Raw genomic sequence first — 24,056 nt, 5'->3', positions numbered from 1 at the left:
GGGACGCGTCGTCAACCGGCGTCGGCGCCTGGCGGGCCGCTCTCCGGGTGTCCGTCCTGGAGAGCCGCGAGCGCGGCGGCGAGCCTGCCCCGGCTGGTGATGCCGAGGCGGGGATAGATGCGGTACAGGTGAGCTCCGACGGTGCGGTGCGAGATGAACAGGCGCTGGCCGATCTCCCGGTTGCTCAGTCCCTGCGACGCGAGCACCGCGATCTGCATCTCCTGGGCCGACAGCCGGTCGCTGGTGTTCGCGTGCCGCCGGCCGCTCGACTCTCCGGCGGCGCGCAACTGCTCGCGAGCCATCTCGGACCAGGGCCGCGCGCCTATCCGGTCGAACTCGTCGCGGGCGCTGCGCAACGGACTCCGGGCGTCGACGTAGTGCCGCTGCCGTCGCAGCCGGCGGCCGTGGTGCAGATGCAGCCGGGCCCGTGCCAGGACCCAGCCGGCGGGCAAGGCGGCCAGTGCCGCGTTGTAGTGCTCCCGCGCCGTGTCGTCCGGCGCCAGCACCGCCTCGGTGTAGGCGTGGGCCACCACCATCATTTCCGAGGGGAGCCGGGCGGCCAGCTCGGGGAGTCCGTGCAGGAGTTCCCGGGCCTGCTGCACGGTTCCCGCGGCCACGGCGGCGTCGGCCAGGTCCGGTGCGAGCAGCCAGCGGCTGACCGAGTGGTAATGCGGGTCCGCCGGATCGAACGCGCGCGCGAGTGCATCGTATGCCTCGGTCGTGCGGCCGTCGAAGAGCGCGAGCAGGCCCTCGACCTGCTGGGCCATGACGGCGGCGAACGGCATGCCGGGGAACAGCCGGTGGGCGCGCAGCTCGCCGAGCATTCGCGCCGCGTCCTCGGTCTCCCCGCGCAGCGCCGCCACCAGACTTCCTGTCGCTTTCACCCCCAGCCAGACGATCCACTCCCCGGTCTCCTCGGCCAGGGCGAGACCCTCGCCGGACTCCTCGCGGGCACGGTCGAGCTGGCCGAGGTACACCCGCGGCCAGCTGCCCGCGAGGGACCGGGCGAGCAGCCCGAGCCTGCCCTGCGACCGCCAGACCGAGGCCGCCGACGACAGGTACCGGGCGGCGAGGGTCGCGTCGCCCAGGACCATCGCGCCGCTGCCGAGGAAGTGCATGATCCGGCCGTCCTCACGGTCCGGCCGAAGGCCGGCGAGGCGTGCGATCACCCCGGCGCCGGACCGGAACGGTTCGGTGTACGCCCGTACCGTCAGCACGACGGGAGCGTCCGGATCGGGATTCCACCGGTCCAGCTCGGCCGCGGCCAGCGTGCGCACCCGCGCGTCGCCGTCCTGGAAGAAGCACCGGGCGGCCGCCCGCCACAGCAGGTTCTCGGCGACCTGCACGCCGCCCGCGTCGAACGCGCCGGCCGCGGTGGTCACCATGTCCTCGATCCGGCGCTGCGGCTCGTCGGGTTCGAACGCCGCCTTGTCGGACACGACCATGAGGCGGGCCTGCTCCAGCGGGCCGAGTTCGCTCATGTCGGCCCGGTCCAGCAACAGCTGGGTGTGGACCCGGTCGTTGATGTCGCTGGCCGACTCTGCCGCCCGGACCAGGATTTCGGTCCTGCGACGCGCGTCCTGGACGAGCTCGGCCGCCTGGCTCAGGGCCGGTATGGCCGAGGCCACCTTGCCCCGGGCCAGCGCCGCGTCGGCGAAGCGTTCCAGCCGGGCGGCGAGTCCCTCGTCCGGGCCGAGCGTCGCGGCCGCGAGGTGCAGGAGCCGACGCTCGGGGGTGTCGGCCATGGCCGCGGCGACGGCGCGGTGGGTGGCCAGCCGGTCGGCGACCGTGGCGCGGGTGTAGATCGCCGAGCGCATCAGGGGATGACGGAACTCGAGGCTGCGGCCGGCCAGACTGACCAGGCCCGCGTCGATCGCCTCCTGCACCGCTTCCACGGAAACCGTCGTGTCCGTCAGCCGGCTCGACACCTCCAGCAGCCGGTTCAGTGGCGCGTTGGGCTCGGCGGCCAGGGCCAGCAGGAGCGTTCGGCACTGTGGGCTCGCCGTGTCCGTCCGCGCGGCGAACGCGTCCTCCAGCCGTTGGGTCAGGGGCAGGTCGTCCAGCTGCGGCGTGATGTCCTGCACCGTCTTGGGCAACTCGACCAGGGCCAGTGGGTTGCCCGCGGCGCGCTCCAGGATGAGGGCCCGTAGTGGCGGCGACAGGTCCGGTACACCCGCGTCGAGCAGTTCGGCGGCGGCAGACCGGCCGAGCGGTTGCAGATGGAGGTCCGGTTGCGCGCTCGGGGCATAGGAGTCGGGCGAGTGAACCCGGGACGCCGCCACGATCAGTACCGGGAGGTCGCGGGTGCGTCGGGCGACGAATCTCAGGACGTCCCGGCTCGGGGAATCGATCCACTGCAGGTCGTCGACGAGCAGCAGGAGCGGTTGCCGGTCGGTCTCGTCGGCGAGCAGTTCGAGCACGGCGAGCGCGACCCGGAAGACATGAGGCTCGGTCTGGTTGGCGCTGAAGGCGTCGACGAGCGCGGTGCGGTGCGGGGACGGCAGCCTCCCGATGCCGTCGGCGGCTGGTCGCAGCAGCAGTTGCAGCGCCGCGAACGGCAGCCACAGCTCGGTCTCGACACCGGTCGCGCTCAGCACCTTGAAGCCGCCCACGGTGCCCTCTGCGCCGACCAGGCGCAGCAGAGCCGACTTGCCGACGCCGGCGGTGCCGTGGATCAACAGCGCACCGCCGTGTCCGTCCGCCGCCTCCGCCAGCAGCCCGCGCAGGATTCGCAGCTCCTCGTCCCGGCCGATCATCGCGCGTGTGCTGCTGCTGAGCTGGGCATGTGCGGCTTCCTCCGTGCAGGGAGTCACGTCGCACCGCATCCTAGCCGCGGCCCTTTACACCTTGGAGGCGATCACACCATCAGTAGAACGACTCAACCTTCGTCTGCACCCCAAGGACGAGGTCTTCGGCGTCGGATTCGTCCGACTCGGCAGCCAGGGCCTGCGGCGGCCCGATGCGGATGAGCGTCTCGCGGGTCTCCTCGGTCAGGCCGCCCCAGATCCCATGGCGCTCCCGGTGGTCGAGCGCGTACCGGCGACACGGGATCCGCACCGGGCACCGACCGCAGATCATGAGCGCCCGCCGGGCGGTCACCAGGTCGCCCGGAGCGGGGAAGAAGGTCTCGATGTCGGCACCTCGGCAGGCCGCGGCACGTGGCGCTGTCATCCCATCTCCTCCAGCTTCCTGCCATTGGTCTCGCGCACCCGGACGGCGACGAAGACGAACGAGAGCACGGCGAAACCCGCGTAGACGGCATAGGTGGACGACAGGTTCCAGTCCGACATCCGGGGGAAGCTCTCGGTGACGGCCCAGTTGGCGATCCCGTTCGCGGCGGTCGCCACCGACATCGCGGCGGCGCGGATCCGCAGCGGGAACATCTCGCCGACCATCACCCAGAGCACCACACCCCAGGAGACCGCGAAGAAGAACACGAAGGTGTGGGCGGCGACCAGCGCCACGGCACCCTGGGCGTCCGGGATGGAGAGACTGCCGCCGGTGCCCGTCTTGTACGAGAAGGCCCAGGACGCGAAGGCCAGCGACACGGCCATGCCGGCCGAACCGGTCAGCGCGAGCGGCCTGCGGCCGACCCGGTCGATCAGCAGCACCGCCACGACCGTTCCGACGATGTTGACGATCGACGTGGACAGGCTGATCAGAAGGGAGTTGGCCTGGTCGATGCCCACCGACTGCCACAGCAGCGACGAGTAGGAGAAGATGACGTTGATGCCGACGAGCTGCTGGAAGACGGCCAGCCCGATGCCGACCCACACGATCGGCAGCAGCCCGAAACGGGCGTCGAGCAGATCGCGTACCCGCGGCTTGTGATCAGTCTTGAGAGCGTGCCGGATCTCGGCGATCCTCTTCTGCAAGCCCGCGTAAGTGCCCTGGAGGTCGCGCACCACGGCGAGGGCCTGGACCTCACGCCCCCTCGCGACGAGGAAGTGCGGTGACTCCGGGATGCGCAGGGTGAGGAACAGGTAGGTGAGCGCCGGTACGACCGCGGCCATCAGCATCCACTGCCAGGCATGCAGGGCACCCAGCGGATTCTCGCTCTTGCCGTCGGCCCCTTGGGGGATGCCCCAGTTGACGAGCTGGGAGGCGGTGATGCCGAGCACCATGGCCGCCTGCTGGAACGAGGCCAGCCGCCCGCGATGGTCGGGTGGCGCGACCTCGGCGATGTAGGTGGGCCCGATCAGCGAGGCGAGGCCGATCGCCATACCGCCGACGATGCGCCATGCGCCCAGGTCCCAGACGGAGAAGGGCATGGACGAGCCGAGCGCGCTGATCGCGAAGAGGGCCGCGGCGAGGTGCATCACACGCCGACGGCCGACGCGGTCGGCGAGACGTCCGGCGACGGCCGCTCCGAAGGCGGAACCGAGCAGGGCGGAGGCGACGATGGTGCCCGTCTCGCTGGAGGTGACATCGAACCGATGCCGGATCCCGGTGACGGCGCCGTTGATGACGGCACTGTCGTAGCCGAACAGGAAGCCGCCGATCGACGCGGCCGCCGAGATGTGGGTGACGCGCCGGAGGTTGGTCGGGCGGAGCGCGGCCCTTGAGTGGGCCCGCCCCGCGGAAGAGGCGTTCGCGGTCATGGACAAGGACTCCTTCACAGGACCGGGTGCGCACCGGCCTGGGCGGGAGCTGACGGCCTGGGCGGGAGCTGACGGCCTGGCGGACGTAGCGGTCGTAGCGGACGTGGATCGGATGGACGACTGCGCTGGTGACCGGGCACCGGTCTGCGGGCGGGCCGCCGCTCAGACGCGGGCCGCCGGGGCTGAGAGCAGTTCGTGGAGACGGGCGAGGTTCGCCGCGCCGATGGGGCCGGCGTCCGATCCGACGGTGGCGGTACGGACCTCGGCGTGGACGCGGTGCTCGCCGCCGCCGAGAGCGCGACGGTAGGAGAGCTCGGCCGGACGCCGGATCAGCTCGCCGGTGTCGCCGAGGCCGCCACCGATGACGAGGACGGACGGGTCGAGGATCGAGGCGAGGTCGGCGAGTGCCTAGCCCAGCCGGCGGCCCGACTGTGCGAACACCTCGAGGGAGAAGGGGTCGCCGGTGAGAGCGGCCTCCGTCACATGGCGCCCGTCGAGGCCGTCGAGGGTGCCGTCGCCGAGCGCGAGCACCACCTCGGCACGTGCCGGATCGGCGGCGGCCATCGCACGTGCCCGGCGGGTGTGTGCCGCTCCGCTCGCGTACTGCTCCATGCAACCGAACTGGCCGCAGGGACAGGGAAGGCCGTCGGGGACTGCCCGGTAGTGGCCGATCTCGCCGGCCATACCGAAACGGCCGCGGAAGAGCCGGCCCCTGCTGATGATGCCGCCGCCCAGACCTGTGCCCGCCATGACCATCAGCATGTCGTCGTGTCCGGCACCGGCCCCGTGGATGAACTCGCCCCATGCGGCGGCGTTCGCGTCGTTCTCGACGACCACCGGAAGCCCGGTGGCCTCCTGGACGATGTCCCGGATCTCCTTGTCGTGCCAGCCCGGGTTGGGCGCGAAGCGCACCGTCGAGAGGTCCGCGTCCACGTATCCGGCGGCTCCGACGCCGACCGCCCGGACGTCGTCCCGGTTCATCTGCCGCACCGCCTCGGCGATCGCTCCGGCGATCCGTTCCGGGTCGTGCGGGGTGGAGACGCGCACCCGGGAGACGACCTGCCCGCCGGGGTCGACCGCCCCTGCGGCGATCATCGTGCCGCCCAGATCGACGCCGACGGTCAGGCCGCCGTTCTTTTCGCTCATGCGGCACCGCCCACACCGTCGAACCGCGCTGCGGACTGAGAGGACCGTGAGACATGGTGTGGTTCCTAACGTTGTGATTCCGTGTACGGAGGCGGCCGGCGACCTCTGGCTCAGCTTCCGCGATCCGGTGGCGGGTTGCATGAGTCATTCGACTGTGTCCGGTCAATGCCGCTCGGTGTGTCACAGATGCGGTTCGCGCGCTGTCTTCTAGGCGAACCAAGTCGCATCGACCGGAGGAATGACACGGTGTTGGACAACGAATCCATGAGCGGGATCCATGAGCACGGCGGCCAGGACGGGACCGGGCCCAGAATGCTGGCGGACATCAAGCCGCCCTTCGTACCGGAGGGTGCTTCGGCGATGACAGTGGTGGTCGAGTGGCCTCCGGGACACCCCGGAACACCGCCGCACCGGCACTCGGGGCCGTGTTTCGGCTACGTCACCGAAGGCGCCGTACGGTGGGAACTCGAGGGCGAGCCCGAGCGGGTGATCAAGGCCGGTGAGACGTTCTGGGAGCCGGGCGGTGACGTGATCCACTACCAGAACGGCAACGCCCTGCCGGACACGCCGGCCAAGTACGTCGTCATCATGCTGTGCGCGCCCGGCCGGCCGATGCTCACGCTGGTCGAGGAGGAGGAACTGGAGAAGCGGGCCCACCTGCGCGCCCCGCGGCCTGCCGCCGACTGAACCACGACCCGGGGGCGAGAGTCCGCCACGTCAGTTCAGGAAAGGGGCCACTGTGGCCGGTCATGGGTCGGCGCCGCGCGGCACGACCGAGGGGCTGGTGGGACGCGACCGGGAGCTGGAGCTGCTTCGGTCGTACGTCGACCAGGTGCTCGGGCACGGTGGGGTGCTGGTGCTGTCCGGGGAGCCGGGTGTCGGCAAGTCGGTGCTTCTGGACGGCGCGGCGACGGCGGCCACGGCGGCCGGCGCGCTGGTCCTGCGCTCCGACGGGGTCGAGTTCCTGGCGGACCAGAGCTTCGCCGGACTGCACCACGTACTGGAGCCGTTGCTGCACGGGTGCGACGGGCTCGACCCGGCGCACCACGAGGCCCTGACCGTGGCGCTGGGCGCGGGTGACGGTGCCCCGGTGGACCGGCTGGTCCTCTACAAGCAACAGGGCACGGCCCGCGGCCGGGCTCTGCCCGAGCAGCGCTGTGATCTCCCGGAGTTGCCGTGCACGCCCCACCAACTCAGGAGGGCGAGCGGCGTCCGCTGCGGGAGTCCGGGGCAACCGTCCGAGGCGCGAGCCGAGTGACATGAGTGCTCCGTACGTTGGCGCCGTCCTTCCCCCGGCACGGTGGGAAGGCCTGGGCTCACCGTGCACCGGCCCGCGAGGACAAACATCAGTCACGTGACTGTGCGGCGACGTGCGGGTCATTTGACTGATGGTGCGCACCCACGGCGACCTCGCAGAATCGTGATGTCACTGAATCACACGAACGGGCACCAGGACGCAGCACACCGTGTGTCCTTCGATCCTCCCCCCTGATCCCACCGATTTATCGAGCGGTGATGTGATGCGAGAACCCGAGAGCGCCACTCCGGTGATGTACCGGATGCTGGTCCGCCTGGTCGTCGCCGAAGGAGTCGACCGGCCTGTGATGCTGGACCTGTCCTACGACAGAGCCGATCCCTACGCGATCTCCCTGACGTTCCACATGTGCACCGACACGACCGTGCGCTGGATGGTCGGCCGCGAACTCCTGCTGGAGGGGCTGGAGAAGCTCACCGGCGTCGGCGACGTCCAGGTCTGGCCCTGTCGGGCCCCGAGGGCGGACAGGGTGCACATAGCGCTGTGCCCGTGTCCGAAGCAGAAGGCGGTGGTCGTGACCGCCCCGGCACGAGCCCTCGAGACCTTTCTGCGACGAACGCTTGCGGTGGTGCCCAGCGGCAGCGAGGAGTGCCATCTGGACATGGACGGAGCCGTCCACCAACTCCTGGGCGGTCCCGGTGAGTCGCTTCGATAGGGGCCGCCCGAGTCGGCACCCTGTCTATCTCGAGGTGCAGAAGGAGCGCGCCGAGGACGTCCAGCTGCGGATCGCCGACTGGATCACCCGGTTCGCCGGATCGATGTGGTTCGTCTACCTCCACGTAGTCGTGTTCGCGGTGTGGATGATCTGGGCGGAGAAGAGTCCGTGGCCGACGCTCACGCTGATCGTCTCGCTCGAAGCCATCTTCCTGTCCACGTTCGTGATGATCGGCCAGAACCGGCAGGCCGAGTTCACCCGCAAGAAGGCAGATCACGACTACGAGGCGCAGGAGCTCGAACTGCGTCACAACACGCAGCTCACGGAACTCGTCCACACGCTCACCGTCGAGATCCACAAAGCGGTGAACGCTGTGGCCGCCGGTGAGGCGGAAAACGGTGAGAGCGCCGAGCAGGTACCCAACCCCACGACCTGAGCCTCCCTGTCATGTCACATCGGCTCGGCCTGCTCGGTCTACATGGTGACGGACAACAAGCAGAGACAGTCATGCGAGAGATTCTGATCGTCGGCGGCGGCTACTCGGGCTTCTACACCGCCTCGTCGACCCGCGCCCGTACATGACCTATCAGCCATCGGTCTCAAGCTCGTGGAGGAGGCCGTGGCGATACGTGACCGGCTGGTGACCGTGTTCGACCGGGCCGCCTCGCTGCTGCCTGGCCCCGAGCGGCGAAAGCTGCTCACCGTCACATTCGTGGGAGGCGGGTTCTCCGGCGTCGAGGGCTTCGGTGAAGATCGTGTGACGGGGTGGGACGAGTGGACGGCATCTGGGGCGGAACGACGGGAAGCGGATGCTGAGCGATGCGAGTGATCGACTGGGCCGACGGACGTCTGGGCGTCCGCCGACCGGTGGGTCCGCATCGGCCTCTTCGTCGAGACGCATGAACCGCTGAGCCAGGAGCGACTCCACGTTCTGCCCCAGCACGAGCAGTACAAACCGATCGGTCCCGCGATCACGCCCAGGCCGAAGCCGCCTCGCCTGCGAGGCGTATGGTGCGGATCTCCTTGCGGGAGGTGATGCCGAGTTTCGAGAACACCTTCCGCAGATGCCATTCCACTGTGTGGGGGCTGATGAACAACTGGGCACCGATCTCGGGATTCGTGAGTCCGTCCCGGACCAGGCGGGCGATCTGTTCTTCCTGTGGGGTGAGGGACGCCTGCGTGGCGGCGGAAGGTCTGCGGACCCTCGCACCCGTCGCCTGGAGTTCGCGGCGCGCACGTTCGGCGAATGCCCCGGCTCCGATGTGGCTGAGCATGTCGTGCGCCATGCCCAGTTGAGCACGGGCGTCGGCCCGGCGGTTCTCGCGGCGCAGCCATTCCCCGTACAACAGGTGGTTCCGGGCGAGGTCCATGCGCACACCCGCGGCACCGAGCCGCTCGATCGCCTCACGGTACAGGGCATCGGCGACCGGTCCTTCGCTCACCAGGGCACGGACGCCGGCCGCGGTGCCGAGGGCCCACTCGGTACCGGCGGCGTGTGCCATGTCGCTGATCCTGTCCACCGCCGCGGCCGCGTCCCCGGGCCTGCCCAGTCGTACGGAAGCCTCGATCAGCTCGACCGTGGACTGGAGGGAGAGACCGAGTTCCTGCGGATTCCCGCAGCCCCGCAAGGCGGCCGCATATGCCTCCGCGTACCTGCCGAGGCCGTTGTAGAGCACCGCAGCAGCCCACTGCGTGGCCGTCTCCACCTTGCCTTCCCCACGCAGCAGGAGGTCCTGGGTGACCGCGTCGATCGCCTGCCGGGTCGTAGCCTCCCTGCCCTTCCAGGGCTCGACGACCAGCGCGCTGTAGTGCGCGAAGAAGCTGCTGCCGGTCGCCTCTCCGATCGCCGTCGCCTCCGCGACCAGAGAGCCTGCGCCGGCCAGATCACCGGCGAAGACCCGGTTCGACAGACGGAGCAGCAGTGCCGACGGCAGCACCGACAGGGCTCCCGTCTCGCGTGCGAGGTCGACCAGCCGTGCCGAGAGCACGGACCAGCTCTCGAAGTCCCATGTGCTGTGGGCCAGGCGGCACGCGAGCGGGAGCCAGCCGAGCCCTTCCTTCGGCGAGATCCCGTCGGCTCGGAACGCGGCCAGCGCCTGGAGCAGCATCGGCGTACCCGCGGCGTAACCCTCAGTGGTCAGCAATGCCTGACCGTCCAGAAGCAGATCGTCGCGGGTCGGCTCGGCGGGCGTGGGCGTCGCGAGAATGGCCTGGGCGACGTCGAGGATTCCCTCGCCGTGCGGCAGACGGCCGGCGGTGAGGGCCGCGTAGATCGCGTCGCGGTATGTCTCACGGGCGAGCCCGGCGTCGAGGGGCTCCAGGCGTCTGGCCGCTTCGAGCAGCAGCGGCAGGCCCGCGCCCGCGCTGTTGGAGGCGCTCATGATCCGCCCGCGCAGTAGTGTCGACCGCGCGGCTCCGAGGTCGTCGAGGGGGCTCAGCTCGGCCGCGCCCGCCAGTTCCCGCGCGGCGTCGAATGCGCCGGCCTGGTATTTGGCGTGTGCCGCGGCGAGCGCCCTGGCTCCGCGGCGCGTGAGGTCGGGTGTCAGCTGGGCGGACCGGTCGAGGAAGGCCGCCGCCGCGGCGACTCCGCCACGTGCCTGCGCCCGCTCCGCCGAACGCTCCAGTTCGGCGGCCACCGCCTCGTCGGGTCCCACCGTCGCCCGCGCCAGATGCCACGCCCGACGGTCCGGGTCGAGGCCGACGTCGGTCATGTCGGCCAGGGCTCTGTGCACCTCGCGCAGATCGTCCGGGCCCGCCGCGCGATAGGCCGCCGAACGCACCAGCGGGTGGCGGAAGCGCGCCCAGGCGCCGAGGGTGATCAATCCCGACGCCTCGGCGTCCGCCACGGCCGCGTCCACGGCGATGCCCAGCCGCTCGGCCGCCCGCCTGAGCAGCGTCGCGTCGCCGACCGGCTCGGCAGCGGCGAGGCACAGCAAGCGCTGCGTCTGGGCCGGCAGCGCCTGGACGCGGCGGAGGAAGTCCTGCTCCAGCCGGTTGGCCACCGGCCCCGCGCTGAGGCGCCCCAGGTGGCCGACCGGATCCAACGCGGTGAGCATGTGCGGCAGTTCAAGCAGGGCGAGGGGGTTGCCGCGGGTCTCCGCGATGATGCGGTCACGCACCCTGAGGTCGAGCGGGCCGGTGACGACCGAGGCGAGAAGCTTTCGGGAGTCGTCCTCGATCAGCCCGGTCACGGTGAGTTCGGGGAGTCCGGTGAACATCTTGTCGGTGGTCGGCTCGCGCACGCCGACGGCGAGCACGACCGACTCCGCGAGCAGCCTGCGGGCGACGAACTCCAGCGTCTGTGCCGAGACCCGGTCCAGCCACTGCGCGTCGTCGATGACGCAGATCAGCGGCTCTCTGCCGCCGGCGTCGGAGAGGAGGCTCAGCGTGGCGAGACCCACCAGGAACCGGTCGGGCGCGGCCCCGCCGTGCAGCCCGAACGCCGTGCGCAGTGCGTCACGCTGGGGCTCCGGGAGGTTGTCGAGTCCCGACAGCAACGGCGCGCAGAGCTGATGCAGGCCGGCGTAGGAGAGCTCCATCTCGGACTGGACGCCGACAGCGCTGACGGTACGGCATCCGGTGGCGCTCCCCAGCAGGTACTTCAGCAGCTCGGTCTTCCCGATGCCCGCCTCACCTCGCAGGACCAGGACACCACTGCGCCCGTCCCTGGCGCCCGCCAGCAGGTCGTCGAGGGCCAGGCGCTCGCTCTGCCTGTCGACGAGACCGACTCCGGAACCGCGGCTCGTCATGGCAGCCTCCCACGTCAAGATCCTCCCGGCGGCGCGGGCCGGTGTGTTGCCGGATCACTGCGGCCGTGGGGCGGCCGAGCCGAGCCGGGACCATCGTAAACGGCTGCGACGGCGGAGATCTTCCGGCTTCGAGCACACGTGGTGGATCGAGAGGCACCCGGGACGACGGTTCGGACGGGTCGGCCGCGGACCTGCCACGGCACGACCACGCAGTCCCCCACGGCCTTCCGAGGGCGCGCGGGGCTGCCGTCGGGCGCGACATCGGTGCCGGCCGCCCTTCGAGCTGCTGCCCCGCGGAAGCGGAGGAGCCGGACATGGAAACCCATCTGACCAAAACCGTGCGGAGCCGCGGCGCGGCGGTCACATCCGTCATCGCGCCGGACGCCGCGACCCGGGTGTTCGTGCAGGCCAGGCCGGGGCTGCTCAGCCTTGCCGGGCAGATCGTCGGAAACGCGCACGAGGCCGAGGACGTCATCCAGGAGACGTGGCTGCGGTGGCAGGGGGCCGACCGCGCGACTGTCTCCTACCCGTCGGCCCTGCTCAGGCCGACCACGGTCCGGCCGGCCATCAACGTCGTCCAGTCCGCCTGGAAGCGCCGGGAGTCCTGTGCCCCCTGGCTCCTGGGCAACGCGCCGCGTACGTCCTGCGGGAGGGGTTCGGCTGCCCGTACCCGGCGACCTAGGACACCTGGAAAGGGTGCTGTCGACCCGATACGGGTGACCGGCGGTGACTGCTGCGGCGGGTGTGGGCGGGGCAGGCCGATCAGAGTCAAGGCTCGGTCCGGTTCAGGACCGGCAGCTCGTCGGAGCGGCCCGGGCGCCCGCCTTCGACAGTGCGGCGGCGTCGGCCGGCCGAGGAGATCAGCGGCAGGCCGCATGCCGGTTCAGCGCGATGGTGATGACGTTCATACGCTCGCCGAGGTCCGCGAGTTCCCGGCGCAGTTCCGTGACCCGGGTACGAAGCTCAGCGGCTTCGGCGGTCAGCGATACGAATGTGGCAGCGAGGTCGACGCGGTCCTCGCTCAATGCGGACATCGTGTCTCCATGACGTTGCATGCGTGGATGGCCCTCTCCTTTCGGTGAGGGCCACCTCGGAAGTTACCTCTGCTGTGCGAGCCAGTCGGCGAACCTGGTCTCGGCCCGGTGGGCGTCCGGGCCGGGCAGGAGCGTGTCGTCCTTCAGGGGGGCACCCCAGTACGTCGCCTGCGGGTCCGTGACGATCTTGCGCGGGTCGTTCAGGGCGGTCAGCCCCATGCGGATGAACTCCTCCAGCTGGAACACGTCGGGGCCGCCGACCTCCACCACGCCGTTCACAGGATCGCCGACCGCCGTGCGGGCGACGGCGACGGCCACGTCGTCGGAGACGATGGGCTGGATCTTGGCGTCGGGCAGGTGCACGGTGTCACCCTCGGTGACCCCGTCGGCGAGCCCTTTCGCGAACTCGAAGAACTGGGTGGCGTGGACGATGGAGTAGGGGTTGCCGGACGCCTTGATCAGGTCTTCCTGGACCTGCTTGGCGCGGAAGTACCCGCTCCCCTGCAGGCGGTCGGTGCCGACCACGGACAGCGCCACGTGGTGCGCCACGCCCGCCTCAGTCTCCGCCTTCAGAAGATTGGTCGTCGAGGTGCGGAAGAACTCCATGACGGCCTCGTCCTCGAACGAGGGTGAGTTCGACACGTCGACCACCACAGACGCACCCTGCAGAACCTCGGCAAGTCCCTCGCCCGTCAGCGTGTTGACGCCGGTATTGGGCGACGCGGCGACCGCCTCGTGCCCGTGGGCGCCGAGCCCGGCGACCACCTTCGAGCCGATGAGCCCGGTTCCACCGATCACTACGACCTTCATGACGGCATTCCTTTCGGGTTTCCCTGATGCCTGTATCAAGAGAGACCGGGCATGGACTCTTTCTGTGACACCTTCTCTTCGACTTCTATTCGACGAGCTTGCCCGTGGTCGTGACTTCCTCCATCAGGAGGGAAATCTCGTCAGGGACGCCCGGAATGGTCTCGCGGGTGACGCCCGTCGTCGGGGACCACGCGTTTCGCGGCGTTCCAGTGCCGATTCGAGGGCGGCCCGAGCCGCCAGTGCGGCGGACTTGAGGTCGAAGGCGTGCGCGATGTCCTGGTAGTCGGCGATGTCCGGGTGGACGCCCGACGTCCTGCATCCTCTTCTCGATCACTTGAGGGTGTCGGCGGCGTGCTGCTGCCGGCTGTCCTGGGGGTCCATGGCGGCCAGTGCCGCGTTGATGCCGCCGGCCGCCAGTGCCGTACGGGCGTCCTCCTTGGGGCGCTTGCCGACGGCGAGGACGTCGATCCCGGCCTCGGCCAGTTCGATCGCCGCACGGAGGCCGGCACCTCCGGTGCCGATCACCAGCACCATGGTGGCAAGACGTTGTTCGGTGGCAGCCACGGTCCACTCCGATCACTGGGCTCTCCATCCAGTACGACCGTGCAGTGCCGGCATCTGTGACACCCCGGCCGTGGCGTCAGGGGGCAAGCGTGACGGTGGTCGGCGTGCCGTGCCAGGCCGTCCCCGCGTAGGGGCACAGTGCGTCGGCCCGACCCAGCAGCGGGGTGGCGACCCCAGGGGCGACGCCCGGCCGGCTGACGACCAGGTAGATGTGCAGGACGTTGTGACACACTGCCTCGTCCGTCCGCGACCCCGTGCAGCCCACTTGGTCGAGCGCCTGCCGGTGGACGGTCACCCGCGTCATGAATTCCCCACCGCGGGTGCATGGGGACCCGCGACTCCAGGAGGCTCATCAGCGTGACCCGCCCGGTGCCCGCGCCGGCGTCCGGCACACCGACCCAGGCCCTGCGCACGTCGTCGCGATGGCGCGAGCGCACCCGGCTCTCGTCCCGCTCCGCCTGCAGAACGTCGTAGAACTCCGCACTGATCTCATAGGTGTCCTGACGGTCCCGCCCGGGAGCACCGGCCGACGGCGTCTTCCCGACGCTCACCCGCTCCATCCGTACCATTCGCGTGCCTGCCCGACCGCCTCCGAGCTCACCACGCCGACGCGCGCCAGCCGGTCCAGAGCGGCGATGACGATCGACTCGGCGTCCACGCGGAAGTAGCGCCGTACGGCGTCCCGGGTGTCCGACAGGCCGAATCCGTCCGTGCCCAGGGAGGAGTAGTCGTGACCGACCCACTGACTGATCTGGTCGGGTACCTGCCGCATCCAGTCGCTGACCGCCAGCACCGGTCCGGCCGCGTTCGCGAGTGCCGCCGTCACATAGGGGACGCGTTCCTCACCCCGCAGCAACGCCCGGTCGGCGTCCAGCGCGTCGCGGCGCAGTTCCGTCCAGGAGGTCACCGACCAGACGTCGGCGTGGACGCCCCACTGGGACAGCAGCAACTGCTGGGCGCTCAAGGCCCAGTGGATGGCCGTGCCGGACGCCAGGAGCTGGATCCGTGGCTCCGTTCCGGTGGGCTCGGCAGCCTGCCGGTACCGGTAGATGCCCCGCAGGATGCCTTCCTCGACGCCGGGCCCGGCGGGCATCGCCGGCTGTTCCTTGGGTTCGTTGTAGACGGTCAGGTAGTAGAAGACGTCCTCAGGCCGGTCTCCGTACATACGGCGCAGCCCCTCCCGCACGATCACCGCGATCTCGTACGCGAACGCCGGGTCGTAGGACACGGCGGCGGGATTCGTGGAGGCCAGCAAGTGGGAGTGCCCGTCGGCGTGTTGGAGCCCCTCCCCCGTCATGGTCGTACGGCCGGCCGTGGCACCGATGACGAACCCGCGGCCCATCTGGTCGGCGAGCGCCCAGAACTGATCGCCCGTGCGCTGGAAACCGAACATGGCGTAGAAGATGTAGAACGGGATCATTGGCTCGCCATGAGTGGCGTACGAGGTCGCCGCGGCCGTGAACTCGGCCATGGAACCGGCCTCGGTGATGCCTTCGTCGATCAACTGGCCGTTCCTGGCCTCTCGGTAGTAGAGCAGCTGGTCCGCGTCCACCGGTTCGTAGGTCTGGCCGTCCGCGGAGTAGATCCCGGCCGTCGGGAAGAGCGACTCCATGCCGAAGGTGCGGGCCTCGTCCGGGATGATCGGCACCCAGCGCGGTCCGGTCTCCTGGTCGCGCATGAGGTCCTTCACCAGGCGGACCAGGGCCATGGTGGTGGCCACCTCCTGGTTGCCGAAGCCCTTCTCCAGGGCTTCGAAGGGGCGGGCCGACGGCTGCTTCAGCGGCTTCGCCGCCACCCGGCGCACGGGGACGGGACCACCCAGCGCCGCCCGCCGCTCACGCAGGTAGCGCACCTCGTCCGAGTTCTCACCCGGGTGCCAGTACGGCACCAGATCACCGCTCAACGCGCTGTCAGGAATGGGGAGTTCGAGCAGGTCACGCATCTCGCGGAACTGCGCCATGGTCAGCTTCTTCATCTGGTGGTTGGCGTTGCGCGACTCGAAGGCCGAGCCGAGCGTGTGCCCCTTCACCGTCTGGGCGAGGACGACCGTCGGTGCGCCCCGGTGCTCGACGGCGGCCCGGTAGGCGGCGTAGACCTTGAGTGGTTCGTGCCCGCCCCGGGAGTTCTCGAACAGCTCGGTCAGTTCGCTGTCGTTCAGCCCTGCGGCGAGGGCGGAGAGCGCGTCGCCCGTGAAGAAGTGTTCGCGGATGTAGGTGGCGTCCCGGGCTGCGTACGTCTGCAGTTGGGCGTCGGGCACTTCACCGAGCCGGTGGACCAGGGCGCCGGTGGTGTCCCGGCTCAGGAGGGGGTCCCAAGCCTCGCCCCAGAGGGACTTGACCACGTTCCAGCCCGCGCCGCGGAACCTGGCCTCCAGCTCCTGCACGATCTTGGAGTTCGGCCGTACGGGACCGTCCAGTCGCTGGAGGTTGCAGTTGACGACGAAGGTGAGGTTGTCGAGGCGCTCACGGGCGGCGAGCGCCAGCGCCGCCGTCGATTCCGGCTCGTCCGTCTCGCCGTCCCCGAGGAAGGCCCACACGCGCGACCCCGAGGTGTCCTTGATGCCGCGGGCGTGCAGATACCGGTTGAACCGGGCCTGGTAGACGGCGGCCAGCGGGCCGAGGCCCATGGACACGGTCGGGAACTCCCACAGCCACGGCAGCCGTCGGGGGTGCGGGTAGGACGGCAGCCCGTGGCCGTCGGCCTCCCGCCGGAAGGCGTCCAACTGCGCCTCGCTCAGACGCCCCTCCAGAAACACCCGGGCGTAGATACCCGGCGAGGCGTGGCCCTGGAAGTACAGCTGATCGCCCGAGCCGGTCCCGCCCTTGCCATGGAAGAAGTGGTGGAACCCGATCTCGTACAGCCAGGCCGCGGAGGCGTACGTCGATATGTGTCCGCCGAGCCCGAAACGGGAGCCGCGGGTCACCATCGCCGCCGCGTTCCACCGGTTCAGGGCGGTGATCCTGGACTCCATGGCGAGGTCACCGGGAAAGGCCGGCTGCGCCGACACCGGGATCGTGTTGATGTAGTCGGAGGCCAGGAGCCCGGGCAGGGACACACCGGACCTGGCCGCGAACTCGTGCACACGGCGCAGCAGGTACACGGCCCGTTCCGGCCCCGCGTGCCGCACGACAGCGTCGAGCGACGCCTGCCACTCGGCGGTCTCCTCGCTGTCCTGATCGGGTAGTTGGTCGAGCTCACTCATGGCTGGTTCCCGTCGGGGCGTGGGCGGAGGGGCGGTGGGGGGTCGAGGACGTCATCACCGCGCCAGCCATTCGGAGAAGGCCCCGTGCCCCAGGTGGGTGTTCGGGATCACGTCCCGCAGGCAACCGCGCGCCGCCGGCAGTTTCGCGGTGAGGTCGTCGAGACGGTACTCCTCGGGACCGGCCACCTCCGGAACACCGAACAGCGGTACTCCCACGGCGACATGGGCGAGCGCCGCGCCTGCTCCTCCTGCAGCCCCTTCGCCCGGAAGCAGCCCGCCCGCGGAGGTTCGGCCCCACGATGGATCTCCAGGTTCTCCAACTCCCCCGGGAGGACGTGTCGGTGACGTCCACCACCACGTCGGCGCCGCGCACGGCCTCGTCGAGACTCTTCCCGGTCGTGACGTCGACGCCTCGTGGCGGGACACGCGGACAACCTCCACACCGTGATCCCGAAGCCGGGCGACCGTCCTGGAACCGATCAGACCGGTGGCTCCTGCTACAACGGCTCGCATTCCGGGCCCCTTCCTGTCGATCTCACACCACCTAGGACAGGGCTCGTACCAATGTTGTGACACTGTCGTGGTCACGAGTGTCACAGATCTGCCCGCAGCCCGGTCAGCACTGAAGAGGGCCATGACGGCCATGGCCGGGCAGATCCGAGGGAGGCCGACGCATGTCGGACAAGGACTCAGCGCAGGGCACCGGAGTGCGGACCGCGTCGGAAGGATGGAAGACGGCGGCGAAGATGCTCCAGGACACCGCTCCCCTCACCGTCCCCGAGGGCGCGTCGGCGATGACCATCTGTGTCGAGTGGGAGCCCGGAGACCCGGGAACCCCGCCTCACCGCCACCCGGGACCGGCGTTCGGCTATGTCCTCGAGGGCGCCGTCCGTTTCGAGCTCGAGGGTGAGCCCGAGCGCGTCATCGGGGCGGGCGGGACGTTCTGGGAGCCGGGCGGCGACGCGATCCACTACCAGGACGGCAACGCGCTGCCCGACGCGCGCACCCGGTTCGTCGTGACGATGCTGTGCGCGCCGGGCAAGCCCATGGTGGAACTGGTCGAGGAGAAGGAACTGGCCGAGCGGGCCCATCTCCGCGCCCCACGGCCCACCGACTGACCCTCCCCTGGACATGAGCGCCACTGATGTCGTGCACGGCACGCTGACAGCGCTGTTCGCGGCCGCGGCCGTCCACGCGCTCCGGCAGGCCGTGCTGACACAAGGCTCCGGATGGCGCGGCCGAGGCGACAGTCTGCTGCACACCGTCATGGCTTCGGCCATGGCGATGATGCCGTGGTACGGGATGGGCGAAGGGCCGTCACCGGGGCGGACGACGTTCTTCTTCGCCGCCGCGGCACTGTGGTTCCCGTCGACCGCGATCCTCGGCCCCCGTGGTCCCCGACGGGACGGCCTCCTGCACAGGGCGCCACACGCGGTCGGCATGGCAGCCATGGCGTGGATGCCCGTACGGCACGGCGGCGTGACGGACGCGCGGACCGCCGACGTCGTCACCGCCGTACTGACGCTCTGTCTGCTGGCCTACGCTCTCCGGTCGCTGACCCGGGACATGCCCACACTGCGCGGGGCCCCGGGCAGTGTGGGCGGCTCCCGCGACCTCGGCAGGCTCTACGACCGCTTCTGGCAGGGAACGACGGCCATGGGCGCGGCCATCATGCTGCTCACGCACCACTGACGCAGCAGTCCAGTGAAACCCCAACGGCTGCGGGTCTGCACGCCCTTCCCCGTCCCGTGTCCATGGTGGTCGGCCCCGGTGGCGTGCTCGAGGCGGCGCACATCGGTGTCGGGTACGCCCTGGAGCGCCACGGATTCGTCCCGGACATGACCGTCGGAACCTCGGCGGGTGCCCTCAACGGGGCCATCGCGGCCGTACAACCCCACGGGGCAGTCGTGCCCGACCAGGTCCACCGGCTCACCGGTCCGCTCCAGCCGGTCGATGAGCCAGGTCCGCCCTTCATCAGGGTCGGCCAGGTCGGCCGTGCCGTGGGGCCAGCATAGTGGCACACGGTGTTGATGCCTTCTCGCGCGCCGCCCCCTGACACGACCAAACGTGTCACAGAACAGCGGTGGCCACGGTCAATGAAGCAGACGCGACGGGAACACCGTGGATTTCATCGGTCACGTCCCAGCCGCCTGGTCGCGCCGCTCCACCCCATCCATCCCGGCACGAACGGAGACAGCAGGCTCATGCATCCCGAGTCGTCCCCCACGGAAGGCACCCTGGACGAGGCCGTCTCTGTCTTCGTGGAACTCCGGCCACGCCTCTTCGGCATCGCCTACCGCTTGTTGGGAAGCACGGCCGAGGCCGAGGATGTGGTCCAGGAGGTGTGGCTGCGCTGGCAGAGGACCGACCGTTCGGCGGTGATCAGCCCGGCGGCCTTCCTGTCGAGTGCCACCACCCGGCTGGCGATCAACGTGGCCCAGTCCGCCCGGGTCCGCCGCGAGACCTACATCGGCCCCTGGCTGCCCGAACCCGTCGACACCGGCGGTGATCCCGAAGCGGGCGCCCAGCAGGCCGAGGCCCTGGACCTGGCGCTGCTCCTCGTGCTGCAGAAGCTGACGCCCACCGAGCGGGCCGCGTACGTCCTGCGGGAGGCATTCGACTACGCCTACCCCGACATCGCCGACACGCTCCGACTCAGCGTGGTGAACGTCCGGAAGATCGTGAGCCGGGCCCGTAGACATCTCCTGGCCGAGCATCGGGAGAGCGTGGACGTGGCGGAGCACCGACGGCTGCGGAACGCCTTCGTCTCGGCCGCGCGGACGGGAGACGTCGCTTCCTTGGAGGCGCTCCTCACCCCGGCCGCCCCGCCGGTCCGGCGGACCGCCGTGCTCAACCATCGCTGAACTCGGCCGAGATACCACCGAGTGGTGGACTCACCCGCCAGGAGAGGAAGACCGCCGGTCCGCCGCTCACCCGTCTGATCCACCGCTTCCGGAGTGACGTGGATCACGGGCATGGAACAACATGGATGCGACGGTGTCATCGAGTACGGCCTCGCCCTGCGCCGCGCCATCGCCGCCGCCGTCCGCCGTCACCGGCCCGAGCCGGTGATCACCCCGGACGACCGCTCACCTGGGCCGCCGAACCCTCACCGACTGGCTCTCCGGCCACTGACGCCCTTGCGGGTACCGCACGCTCGCCGACACACCATGCGCGCGTGGATGCCGAATCGATGGCGGAGCCTTCTCCCGTGGTCTCCCCGCCCTTGTCACAGATCCGGTGGCCGTCCGGTCTTCCTGGTACGGGCGAAATCGACCGGCTCGAATGACTCGGCGAAGCAGCGGGTCGGCGAAGCAGAGCGTTGCCGAGAGAGGAATTTCCATCATGAAGGTCGTAGTGATCGGTGGTACCGGGCTCATCGGTTCGAAGTTGGTGACGAAGCGTGCCTCGGTCGTGATCGACGTCTCGAACTCCCCCTCGTTCGCGGACGACGACGTCATGGAGTTCTTCCGGACCTCCACCACGAACATCCTCAAGGCGGAGGCGGAGGCCGGTGTGACCCACCATGTCGCGCTCTCCGTGGTCGGCACCGAGCGGCTCCAGGAGAGCGGCTACTTCCGTGCCAAGCAGGCGCAGGAGGAGCTGATCAAGGACTCGGGGATCCCGTACTCCATCGTCCACGCCACCCGGTTCTTCGAGTTCGTGAAGAGCATCGCCGCCGCGGCGACGGAGGGTGACACGGTCCGTCCGGCCCCCGTGAAGATCCAGCCCATCTGCTCCGACGACGTGGCCGCGGCCGTGGGCCGCACGGCGGTCGGCACCCCCGTCAACGGCGTGGTCGAGGTGGCCGGTCCCGACACGTTCCGGCTGGACGAGCTCATCCGCAAGGGCCTCGCGGCCAAGAACGACCCCCGCACGGTGGTGACGGACCCGCACGCCCCCTACTTCGGCGCCGATCTGAAGGAGGACACCCTCGTTCCGGGTCCCGACGCCCGGATCGGCGGCACCCGGTTCAGCGACTGGCTCGCGCAGCAGCAGGGCTGAGTCCGCGGGGGTGGCCCTCCCGTAAGGGCCACCCCCGCCTCGGCCGTCCTTCTCGTCCCCGACTCGTAGGAAGCGTCCCGCCGTGCTCCAGAGCCCGCACCCGACCACAGTTCCCGGAAACAGCCCGTACGAGAAGCTCACCGGTGTCTACACCATCGACCCGGTCCACAGCATGATCGGTTTCTCCGTCCGGCACGCGATGATCTCCCATGTGCGCGGCAGGTTCGACTCCTTCGAGGGCCTCCTCCGGCTCGACGGGTCCCAGCCGGCCCGGTCCGAGGCGTATGTGAGCGTCCAGACGGCGAGCCTGGACACCGGCATGGCCGACCGGGACGCCCACCTCAGGAGCGCCGACTTCTTCGACTCCTCGACCTTTCCCCTGATGACCTTCCGTTCCACCGGGATCCTCCCCGTCGGTGACGACACGTTCCGCATGACGGGCCTGCTCAAGATCAAGGACCTCGAACTGCCCGTCGGCCTCGACATCGAGCTGGGCGGAGCCGGCAAGGACGCCCTCGGCAACGACCGGGTCGGTTTCGAGGGCAGGGCCACGCTGAACCGTTCCGACTGGGGGCTCACCTGGAACACGACGCTGGAGACCGGCGGTGTCCTCGTCGGCGACAAGGTGACGTTGATCCTCGACATCTCCGCGGTACGGGCCGATCAGGAAGCCGCCTGACATGACCTCGGCGTTCGCTCCTGAATCCCTGGTCGCCGTGGCCGACACGGTACGGGCTCTGACCGCCCAGGCCACCGCGCTCACCACCCGGGCCGCCACGCTGCGCAAGGAGCTCGCGCAGCTCGACGGGCGCATCCGGTCCGTCTCCGACGCGCTGGACCGAACCTCTCGTCGCGCTGCCCCGGCCGACGGCACCGTCGGCGGCGACCCTCCGCCGGGAAACCCGGCCTAGCGACGCGGATCCGGGCCGGTACGGCACTCGCCGTACCGGCCCGCCGTCATGACCTGCCCCGTGCCCACCCCGTCGGCGTCGCCGCATCCGGAGGGATCGCACCCCCATGAGTCAGTCACCGTACGCAGCCAGTGCCTGGTACCGCCCGATGCGCGTCCGCCCCTCCGGTGAGGAACACCGCACCGCCACGGCCCTGGAACTGTTCTTCGATCTCTGTTTCGTCGCAGCCGTCGCGCAAGCCGCCTCGGCGTTCGAGCACGAACTGGCCGAGGGCCGTTTCGGCCATGGCCTGCTGGGCTACGCGCTCGTGTTCTTCGCGATCTGGTGGGCCTGGATGAACTTCACCTGGTTCGCGTCCGCCTACGACACCGACGACGTTCCGTACCGGCTGTTCACCCTGGTCCAGATCGCCGGAGCGCTCATGATGGCCGCCGGTATCGCGAAGGCGCTGGAGCACCAGGATTTCACCGTCGTCACCTGGGGCTATGTCGTCATGAGGCTGGCCATGGTCGCCCAGTGGCTCCGTGCCGCGCACACGGACCGGGAGCACCGCCGCTCCGCCCTGCGCTACGCCCTGGGCATTCTGGTCCTGGAGGCCGGCTGGCTGGCCCGTCTGACGCTGCCTCATGACGGGGGCGGGGCCACGTTCGTCGTCCTCGCCCTGGGGGAGCTGGCCGTGCCCGTGTGGGCCGAGCGGGCGCCCGGCACGGCGTGGCATCCGCACCACATAGCCGAGCGGTACGGGCTCTTCACGCTGATCGTGCTCGGGGAGTCGATCATGGCGGCGACCCTGGCCGTCCGCACCGCTCTACAGGCCGGCGCGGCACTCGGAACCGTCCTCGCGGTCGCCTCCGGCGGACTGGTCACCGTGTTCGCGCTGTGGTGGCTGTACTTCGCGCAGGACGTGCCCAAACGGCTGGCCGGGCTGACCACGGCGATGCTGTGGGGCTACGGCCACTACGTGGTGTTCGCGTCCGTGGCGGCCGTGGGCGCCGGTCTCGTCCTCAACGTCTCCCATGCCACCGGCCACGGCACCCTGACGGATCACCAGGCAGCGGCGGCCTACACGGTGCCCGTCGCCCTCTTCCTCACCTGCGTGTGGCTGCTGCACCGACGGACCGCGCGCCTTCCCCGCGTGCTCGACGTGCTCCATCCGGTCGCCGCCGCAGCAGTCCTCGCCACCACGCCGACGGGGTTTCCCGTGCCCGGTACGGCGCTCGTGGTGTCGCTCCTGATCGGCGCGACGCTGATCCCGACTCGGTGAGACCGGGAGCGATGTCACACCATCCGCGCCCGTCCGGTCAGGGCTGTACAGCGGACGGTGGACGGCCCCCCAGGCGCAGTGCGGGGTGCCGTAGGAGAGGGAGGATGCGGTATGGATCATGCCGATGGCGCGGTGCCGATCGCGGACCTGGTGGAGGAGCGGCGGCATCTGCTGGACGTCGCGTACTGGATGGTCGGCAGCGGCGTGGCCGCCGAGAGCGTGATCGACGAGACCTACCGGCGCTGGTACCGACTGCCGGAGGCGGCACGGGCGCAGATCACCGACCCGCGGGCCTGGCTGGCGAGGACCACGGGCGGTATCTGCCTGGACCGGCTCGCCGTCCCCGACCGAGGGGAGCCCCGCACCGCGGGGCAGTACGGGCAGTACGGGCAGTCGGAGCAGTCGGAGCAGGAGATCAGCGCTGTGCTGCTGACGGCCCTGGATGCGTTGTCCCCCGCCGAGCGGGCGGCGTTCGTCCTCGGCGACGTCTTCGGGATGGCGCCGGGTGCGGTCGCCGACATCGTGGGACAGCCGGAGCGGGAGTGCGCCGAGTTGGCCGACCGCGCCCGCCGGAGTCTGCGGACCCGCCGCTCACGGCCCACCAGTCCGCGTCGGCACGATGCGGTGGCCCGCGCGGTACTGCGGGCCTGCGTGGCCGAGGACGCCGAGCGGCTGGCATCCCTGCTGGCACCCGACGCCACCGCCTTCTTCGACGGGGGCGGGAAGGTCAGGGCGCTGGTCAAGCCGGTGCACGGGGCCACCCAGGTCGCCCGCAGCCTCCTGGCACTCCTGGCCCGGCG

Annotated in this window: 21 protein-coding genes and 7 pseudogenes; 16 read left to right on the top strand and 12 right to left on the bottom strand. The window is 70.3% G+C overall.

Translation table 11 applies throughout. From position 1 onward, the window contains the following. Positions 1-11: 11 nt before the first annotated feature. From ABZ464_RS42345 to ABZ464_RS42330, 4 genes and pseudogenes are all read right to left on the bottom strand, one after another. Positions 12-2,813 (bottom strand): AAA family ATPase, encoded by a 2,802-nt coding sequence (locus ABZ464_RS42345; RefSeq protein ID WP_359287232.1) that lies wholly within the window; start codon positions 2,811-2,813, stop codon positions 12-14. A 52-nt stretch (positions 2,814-2,865) separates the two neighbouring features. Then, positions 2,866-3,171 carry a WhiB family transcriptional regulator gene (locus ABZ464_RS42340; RefSeq protein WP_359287231.1) on the bottom strand — a complete coding sequence of 102 codons (306 nt, stop codon included), beginning with the start codon at positions 3,169-3,171 and terminating at the stop codon, positions 2,866-2,868. Next, entirely contained in the window at positions 3,168-4,601 is a 1,434-nt protein-coding gene (locus ABZ464_RS42335; protein WP_359287230.1) for a sugar porter family MFS transporter, read from the bottom strand. The genes ABZ464_RS42340 and ABZ464_RS42335 overlap by 4 nt, the downstream gene beginning before the upstream one ends. 162 nt (positions 4,602-4,763) lie before the next feature. Beyond that, a pseudogene (locus ABZ464_RS42330) lies at positions 4,764-5,747 on the bottom strand (ROK family glucokinase). A 312-nt stretch (positions 5,748-6,059) separates the two neighbouring features. Between ABZ464_RS42330 and ABZ464_RS42325 the strand changes: the two are divergent. The 5 genes and pseudogenes from ABZ464_RS42325 to ABZ464_RS42305 all read left to right on the top strand — a co-directional run. Further along, a complete protein-coding gene (locus ABZ464_RS42325) occupies positions 6,060-6,434 on the top strand; it encodes a cupin domain-containing protein (protein WP_359287274.1) in 375 nt (124 codons plus the stop codon). Positions 6,435-6,486: 52 nt separating this feature from the next. After that, the gene (locus ABZ464_RS42320; RefSeq protein ID WP_359287229.1) at positions 6,487-7,005 is read left to right on the top strand and encodes an ATP-binding protein; all 519 of its coding nucleotides are present in this window, start codon (positions 6,487-6,489) and stop codon (positions 7,003-7,005) included. Between the two features lie 262 nt (positions 7,006-7,267). Beyond that, a complete protein-coding gene (locus ABZ464_RS42315) occupies positions 7,268-7,717 on the top strand; it encodes an SsgA family sporulation/cell division regulator (protein ID WP_359287228.1) in 450 nt (149 codons plus the stop codon). Between the two features lie 34 nt (positions 7,718-7,751). After that, positions 7,752-8,153 (top strand): DUF1003 domain-containing protein, encoded by a 402-nt coding sequence (locus ABZ464_RS42310; protein ID WP_359287227.1) that lies wholly within the window; start codon positions 7,752-7,754, stop codon positions 8,151-8,153. Positions 8,154-8,224: 71 nt separating this feature from the next. After that, positions 8,225-8,468 (top strand): annotated as a pseudogene (locus ABZ464_RS42305) (hypothetical protein); the annotation flags it as partial. 220 nt (positions 8,469-8,688) lie between these two features. Here the strand turns inward: ABZ464_RS42305 and ABZ464_RS42300 are convergent. Then, positions 8,689-11,466 carry an AAA family ATPase gene (locus ABZ464_RS42300; protein ID WP_359287226.1) on the bottom strand — a complete coding sequence of 926 codons (2,778 nt, stop codon included), beginning with the start codon at positions 11,464-11,466 and terminating at the stop codon, positions 8,689-8,691. A gap of 314 nt (positions 11,467-11,780) precedes the next feature. Here ABZ464_RS42300 and ABZ464_RS42295 point away from each other — a divergent pair. Then, positions 11,781-12,044: pseudogene (locus tag ABZ464_RS42295) on the top strand (sigma factor); the annotation flags it as partial. 282 nt (positions 12,045-12,326) lie between these two features. Here ABZ464_RS42295 and ABZ464_RS42290 read toward each other — a convergent pair. The 7 genes and pseudogenes from ABZ464_RS42290 to ABZ464_RS42260 all read right to left on the bottom strand — a co-directional run. Then, complete coding sequence (locus tag ABZ464_RS42290; protein WP_359287278.1) at positions 12,327-12,491, bottom strand: hypothetical protein; 165 nt, start codon at positions 12,489-12,491, stop codon at positions 12,327-12,329. Positions 12,492-12,563: 72 nt separating this feature from the next. After that, on the bottom strand, positions 12,564-13,310 hold the full coding sequence (locus tag ABZ464_RS42285; protein WP_359287225.1) for an SDR family oxidoreductase: 747 nt from the start codon (positions 13,308-13,310) through the stop codon (positions 12,564-12,566). Between the two features lie 333 nt (positions 13,311-13,643). Beyond that, positions 13,644-13,844: pseudogene (locus tag ABZ464_RS42280) on the bottom strand (FAD-binding protein); the annotation flags it as partial. Positions 13,845-13,950: 106 nt separating this feature from the next. Beyond that, complete coding sequence (locus tag ABZ464_RS42275; RefSeq protein ID WP_359287224.1) at positions 13,951-14,178, bottom strand: hypothetical protein; 228 nt, start codon at positions 14,176-14,178, stop codon at positions 13,951-13,953. A 243-nt stretch (positions 14,179-14,421) separates the two neighbouring features. Further along, positions 14,422-17,076 carry a pyruvate dehydrogenase (acetyl-transferring), homodimeric type gene (gene aceE / locus ABZ464_RS42270; protein ID WP_359287223.1) on the bottom strand — a complete coding sequence of 885 codons (2,655 nt, stop codon included), beginning with the start codon at positions 17,074-17,076 and terminating at the stop codon, positions 14,422-14,424. Positions 17,077-17,130: 54 nt separating this feature from the next. Further along, positions 17,131-17,292, bottom strand: coding sequence for a hypothetical protein (locus tag ABZ464_RS42265; RefSeq protein ID WP_359287277.1), 162 nt, complete (start codon positions 17,290-17,292; stop codon positions 17,131-17,133). Positions 17,293-17,496: 204 nt separating this feature from the next. After that, positions 17,497-17,589: pseudogene (locus ABZ464_RS42260) on the bottom strand (NAD-dependent epimerase/dehydratase family protein); the annotation flags it as partial. Between the two features lie 233 nt (positions 17,590-17,822). Here ABZ464_RS42260 and ABZ464_RS42255 point away from each other — a divergent pair. From ABZ464_RS42255 to ABZ464_RS42210, 10 genes and pseudogenes are all read left to right on the top strand, one after another. Then, positions 17,823-18,194: a cupin domain-containing protein gene (locus tag ABZ464_RS42255; protein WP_359287273.1), complete on the top strand. Its 372-nt coding sequence runs from the start codon at positions 17,823-17,825 to the stop codon at positions 18,192-18,194. A gap of 13 nt (positions 18,195-18,207) precedes the next feature. Beyond that, positions 18,208-18,768 carry a DUF5134 domain-containing protein gene (locus ABZ464_RS42250; RefSeq protein WP_359287222.1) on the top strand — a complete coding sequence of 187 codons (561 nt, stop codon included), beginning with the start codon at positions 18,208-18,210 and terminating at the stop codon, positions 18,766-18,768. A gap of 62 nt (positions 18,769-18,830) precedes the next feature. After that, a complete protein-coding gene (locus tag ABZ464_RS42245) occupies positions 18,831-19,091 on the top strand; it encodes a patatin-like phospholipase family protein (protein ID WP_359287272.1) in 261 nt (86 codons plus the stop codon). Positions 19,092-19,280: 189 nt separating this feature from the next. Continuing rightward, positions 19,281-19,901: pseudogene (locus tag ABZ464_RS42240) on the top strand (sigma-70 family RNA polymerase sigma factor); the annotation flags it as partial. Between the two features lie 168 nt (positions 19,902-20,069). Continuing rightward, positions 20,070-20,165: pseudogene (locus ABZ464_RS42235) on the top strand (PIG-L family deacetylase); the annotation flags it as partial. A gap of 256 nt (positions 20,166-20,421) precedes the next feature. Further along, the gene (locus ABZ464_RS42230; RefSeq protein WP_359287221.1) at positions 20,422-21,081 is read left to right on the top strand and encodes an SDR family oxidoreductase; all 660 of its coding nucleotides are present in this window, start codon (positions 20,422-20,424) and stop codon (positions 21,079-21,081) included. Positions 21,082-21,163: 82 nt separating this feature from the next. Further along, complete coding sequence (locus ABZ464_RS42225) at positions 21,164-21,760, top strand: YceI family protein (protein WP_359287220.1); 597 nt, start codon at positions 21,164-21,166, stop codon at positions 21,758-21,760. Position 21,761: 1 nt separating this feature from the next. Further along, positions 21,762-21,992, top strand: coding sequence for a hypothetical protein (locus ABZ464_RS42220; RefSeq protein ID WP_359287219.1), 231 nt, complete (start codon positions 21,762-21,764; stop codon positions 21,990-21,992). Positions 21,993-22,098: 106 nt separating this feature from the next. Continuing rightward, positions 22,099-23,256 (top strand): low temperature requirement protein A, encoded by a 1,158-nt coding sequence (locus ABZ464_RS42215; RefSeq protein ID WP_359287218.1) that lies wholly within the window; start codon positions 22,099-22,101, stop codon positions 23,254-23,256. 111 nt (positions 23,257-23,367) lie between these two features. After that, positions 23,368-24,056, top strand: a 689-nt coding sequence (locus ABZ464_RS42210) for a sigma factor (protein ID WP_359287217.1), incomplete at its 3' end; no start/stop codon positions are given.

It is taken from the genome of Streptomyces sp. NPDC005820, assembly GCF_040630255.1.
Classification (GTDB): domain Bacteria; phylum Actinomycetota; class Actinomycetes; order Streptomycetales; family Streptomycetaceae; genus Streptomyces.
Note: the sequence above shows the minus strand (reverse complement) of the source record. Positions and strands in the feature narration are given on the sequence as shown.

Excerpts from the sequence above, each read along its gene's own strand:
- ABZ464_RS42340 (WP_359287231.1), bottom strand. The coding sequence starts at position 3,171 with ATGACAGCGCCACGTGCCGCGGCCTGCCGAGGTGCCGACATCGAGACC.
- ABZ464_RS42335 (WP_359287230.1), bottom strand. The coding sequence starts at position 4,601 with ATGACCGCGAACGCCTCTTCCGCGGGGCGGGCCCACTCAAGGGCCGCG.
- ABZ464_RS42325 (WP_359287274.1), top strand. The coding sequence starts at position 6,060 with ATGCTGGCGGACATCAAGCCGCCCTTCGTACCGGAGGGTGCTTCGGCG.
- ABZ464_RS42315 (WP_359287228.1), top strand. The coding sequence starts at position 7,268 with ATGCGAGAACCCGAGAGCGCCACTCCGGTGATGTACCGGATGCTGGTC.
- ABZ464_RS42300 (WP_359287226.1), bottom strand. The coding sequence starts at position 11,466 with ATGACGAGCCGCGGTTCCGGAGTCGGTCTCGTCGACAGGCAGAGCGAG.
- ABZ464_RS42285 (WP_359287225.1), bottom strand. The coding sequence starts at position 13,310 with ATGAAGGTCGTAGTGATCGGTGGAACCGGGCTCATCGGCTCGAAGGTG.
- ABZ464_RS42275 (WP_359287224.1), bottom strand. The coding sequence starts at position 14,178 with ATGACGCGGGTGACCGTCCACCGGCAGGCGCTCGACCAAGTGGGCTGC.
- aceE (WP_359287223.1), bottom strand. The coding sequence starts at position 17,076 with ATGAGTGAGCTCGACCAACTACCCGATCAGGACAGCGAGGAGACCGCC.
- ABZ464_RS42255 (WP_359287273.1), top strand. The coding sequence starts at position 17,823 with ATGCTCCAGGACACCGCTCCCCTCACCGTCCCCGAGGGCGCGTCGGCG.
- ABZ464_RS42250 (WP_359287222.1), top strand. The coding sequence starts at position 18,208 with ATGAGCGCCACTGATGTCGTGCACGGCACGCTGACAGCGCTGTTCGCG.
- ABZ464_RS42245 (WP_359287272.1), top strand. The coding sequence starts at position 18,831 with ATGGTGGTCGGCCCCGGTGGCGTGCTCGAGGCGGCGCACATCGGTGTC.
- ABZ464_RS42230 (WP_359287221.1), top strand. The coding sequence starts at position 20,422 with ATGAAGGTCGTAGTGATCGGTGGTACCGGGCTCATCGGTTCGAAGTTG.
- ABZ464_RS42220 (WP_359287219.1), top strand. The coding sequence starts at position 21,762 with ATGACCTCGGCGTTCGCTCCTGAATCCCTGGTCGCCGTGGCCGACACG.
- ABZ464_RS42215 (WP_359287218.1), top strand. The coding sequence starts at position 22,099 with ATGAGTCAGTCACCGTACGCAGCCAGTGCCTGGTACCGCCCGATGCGC.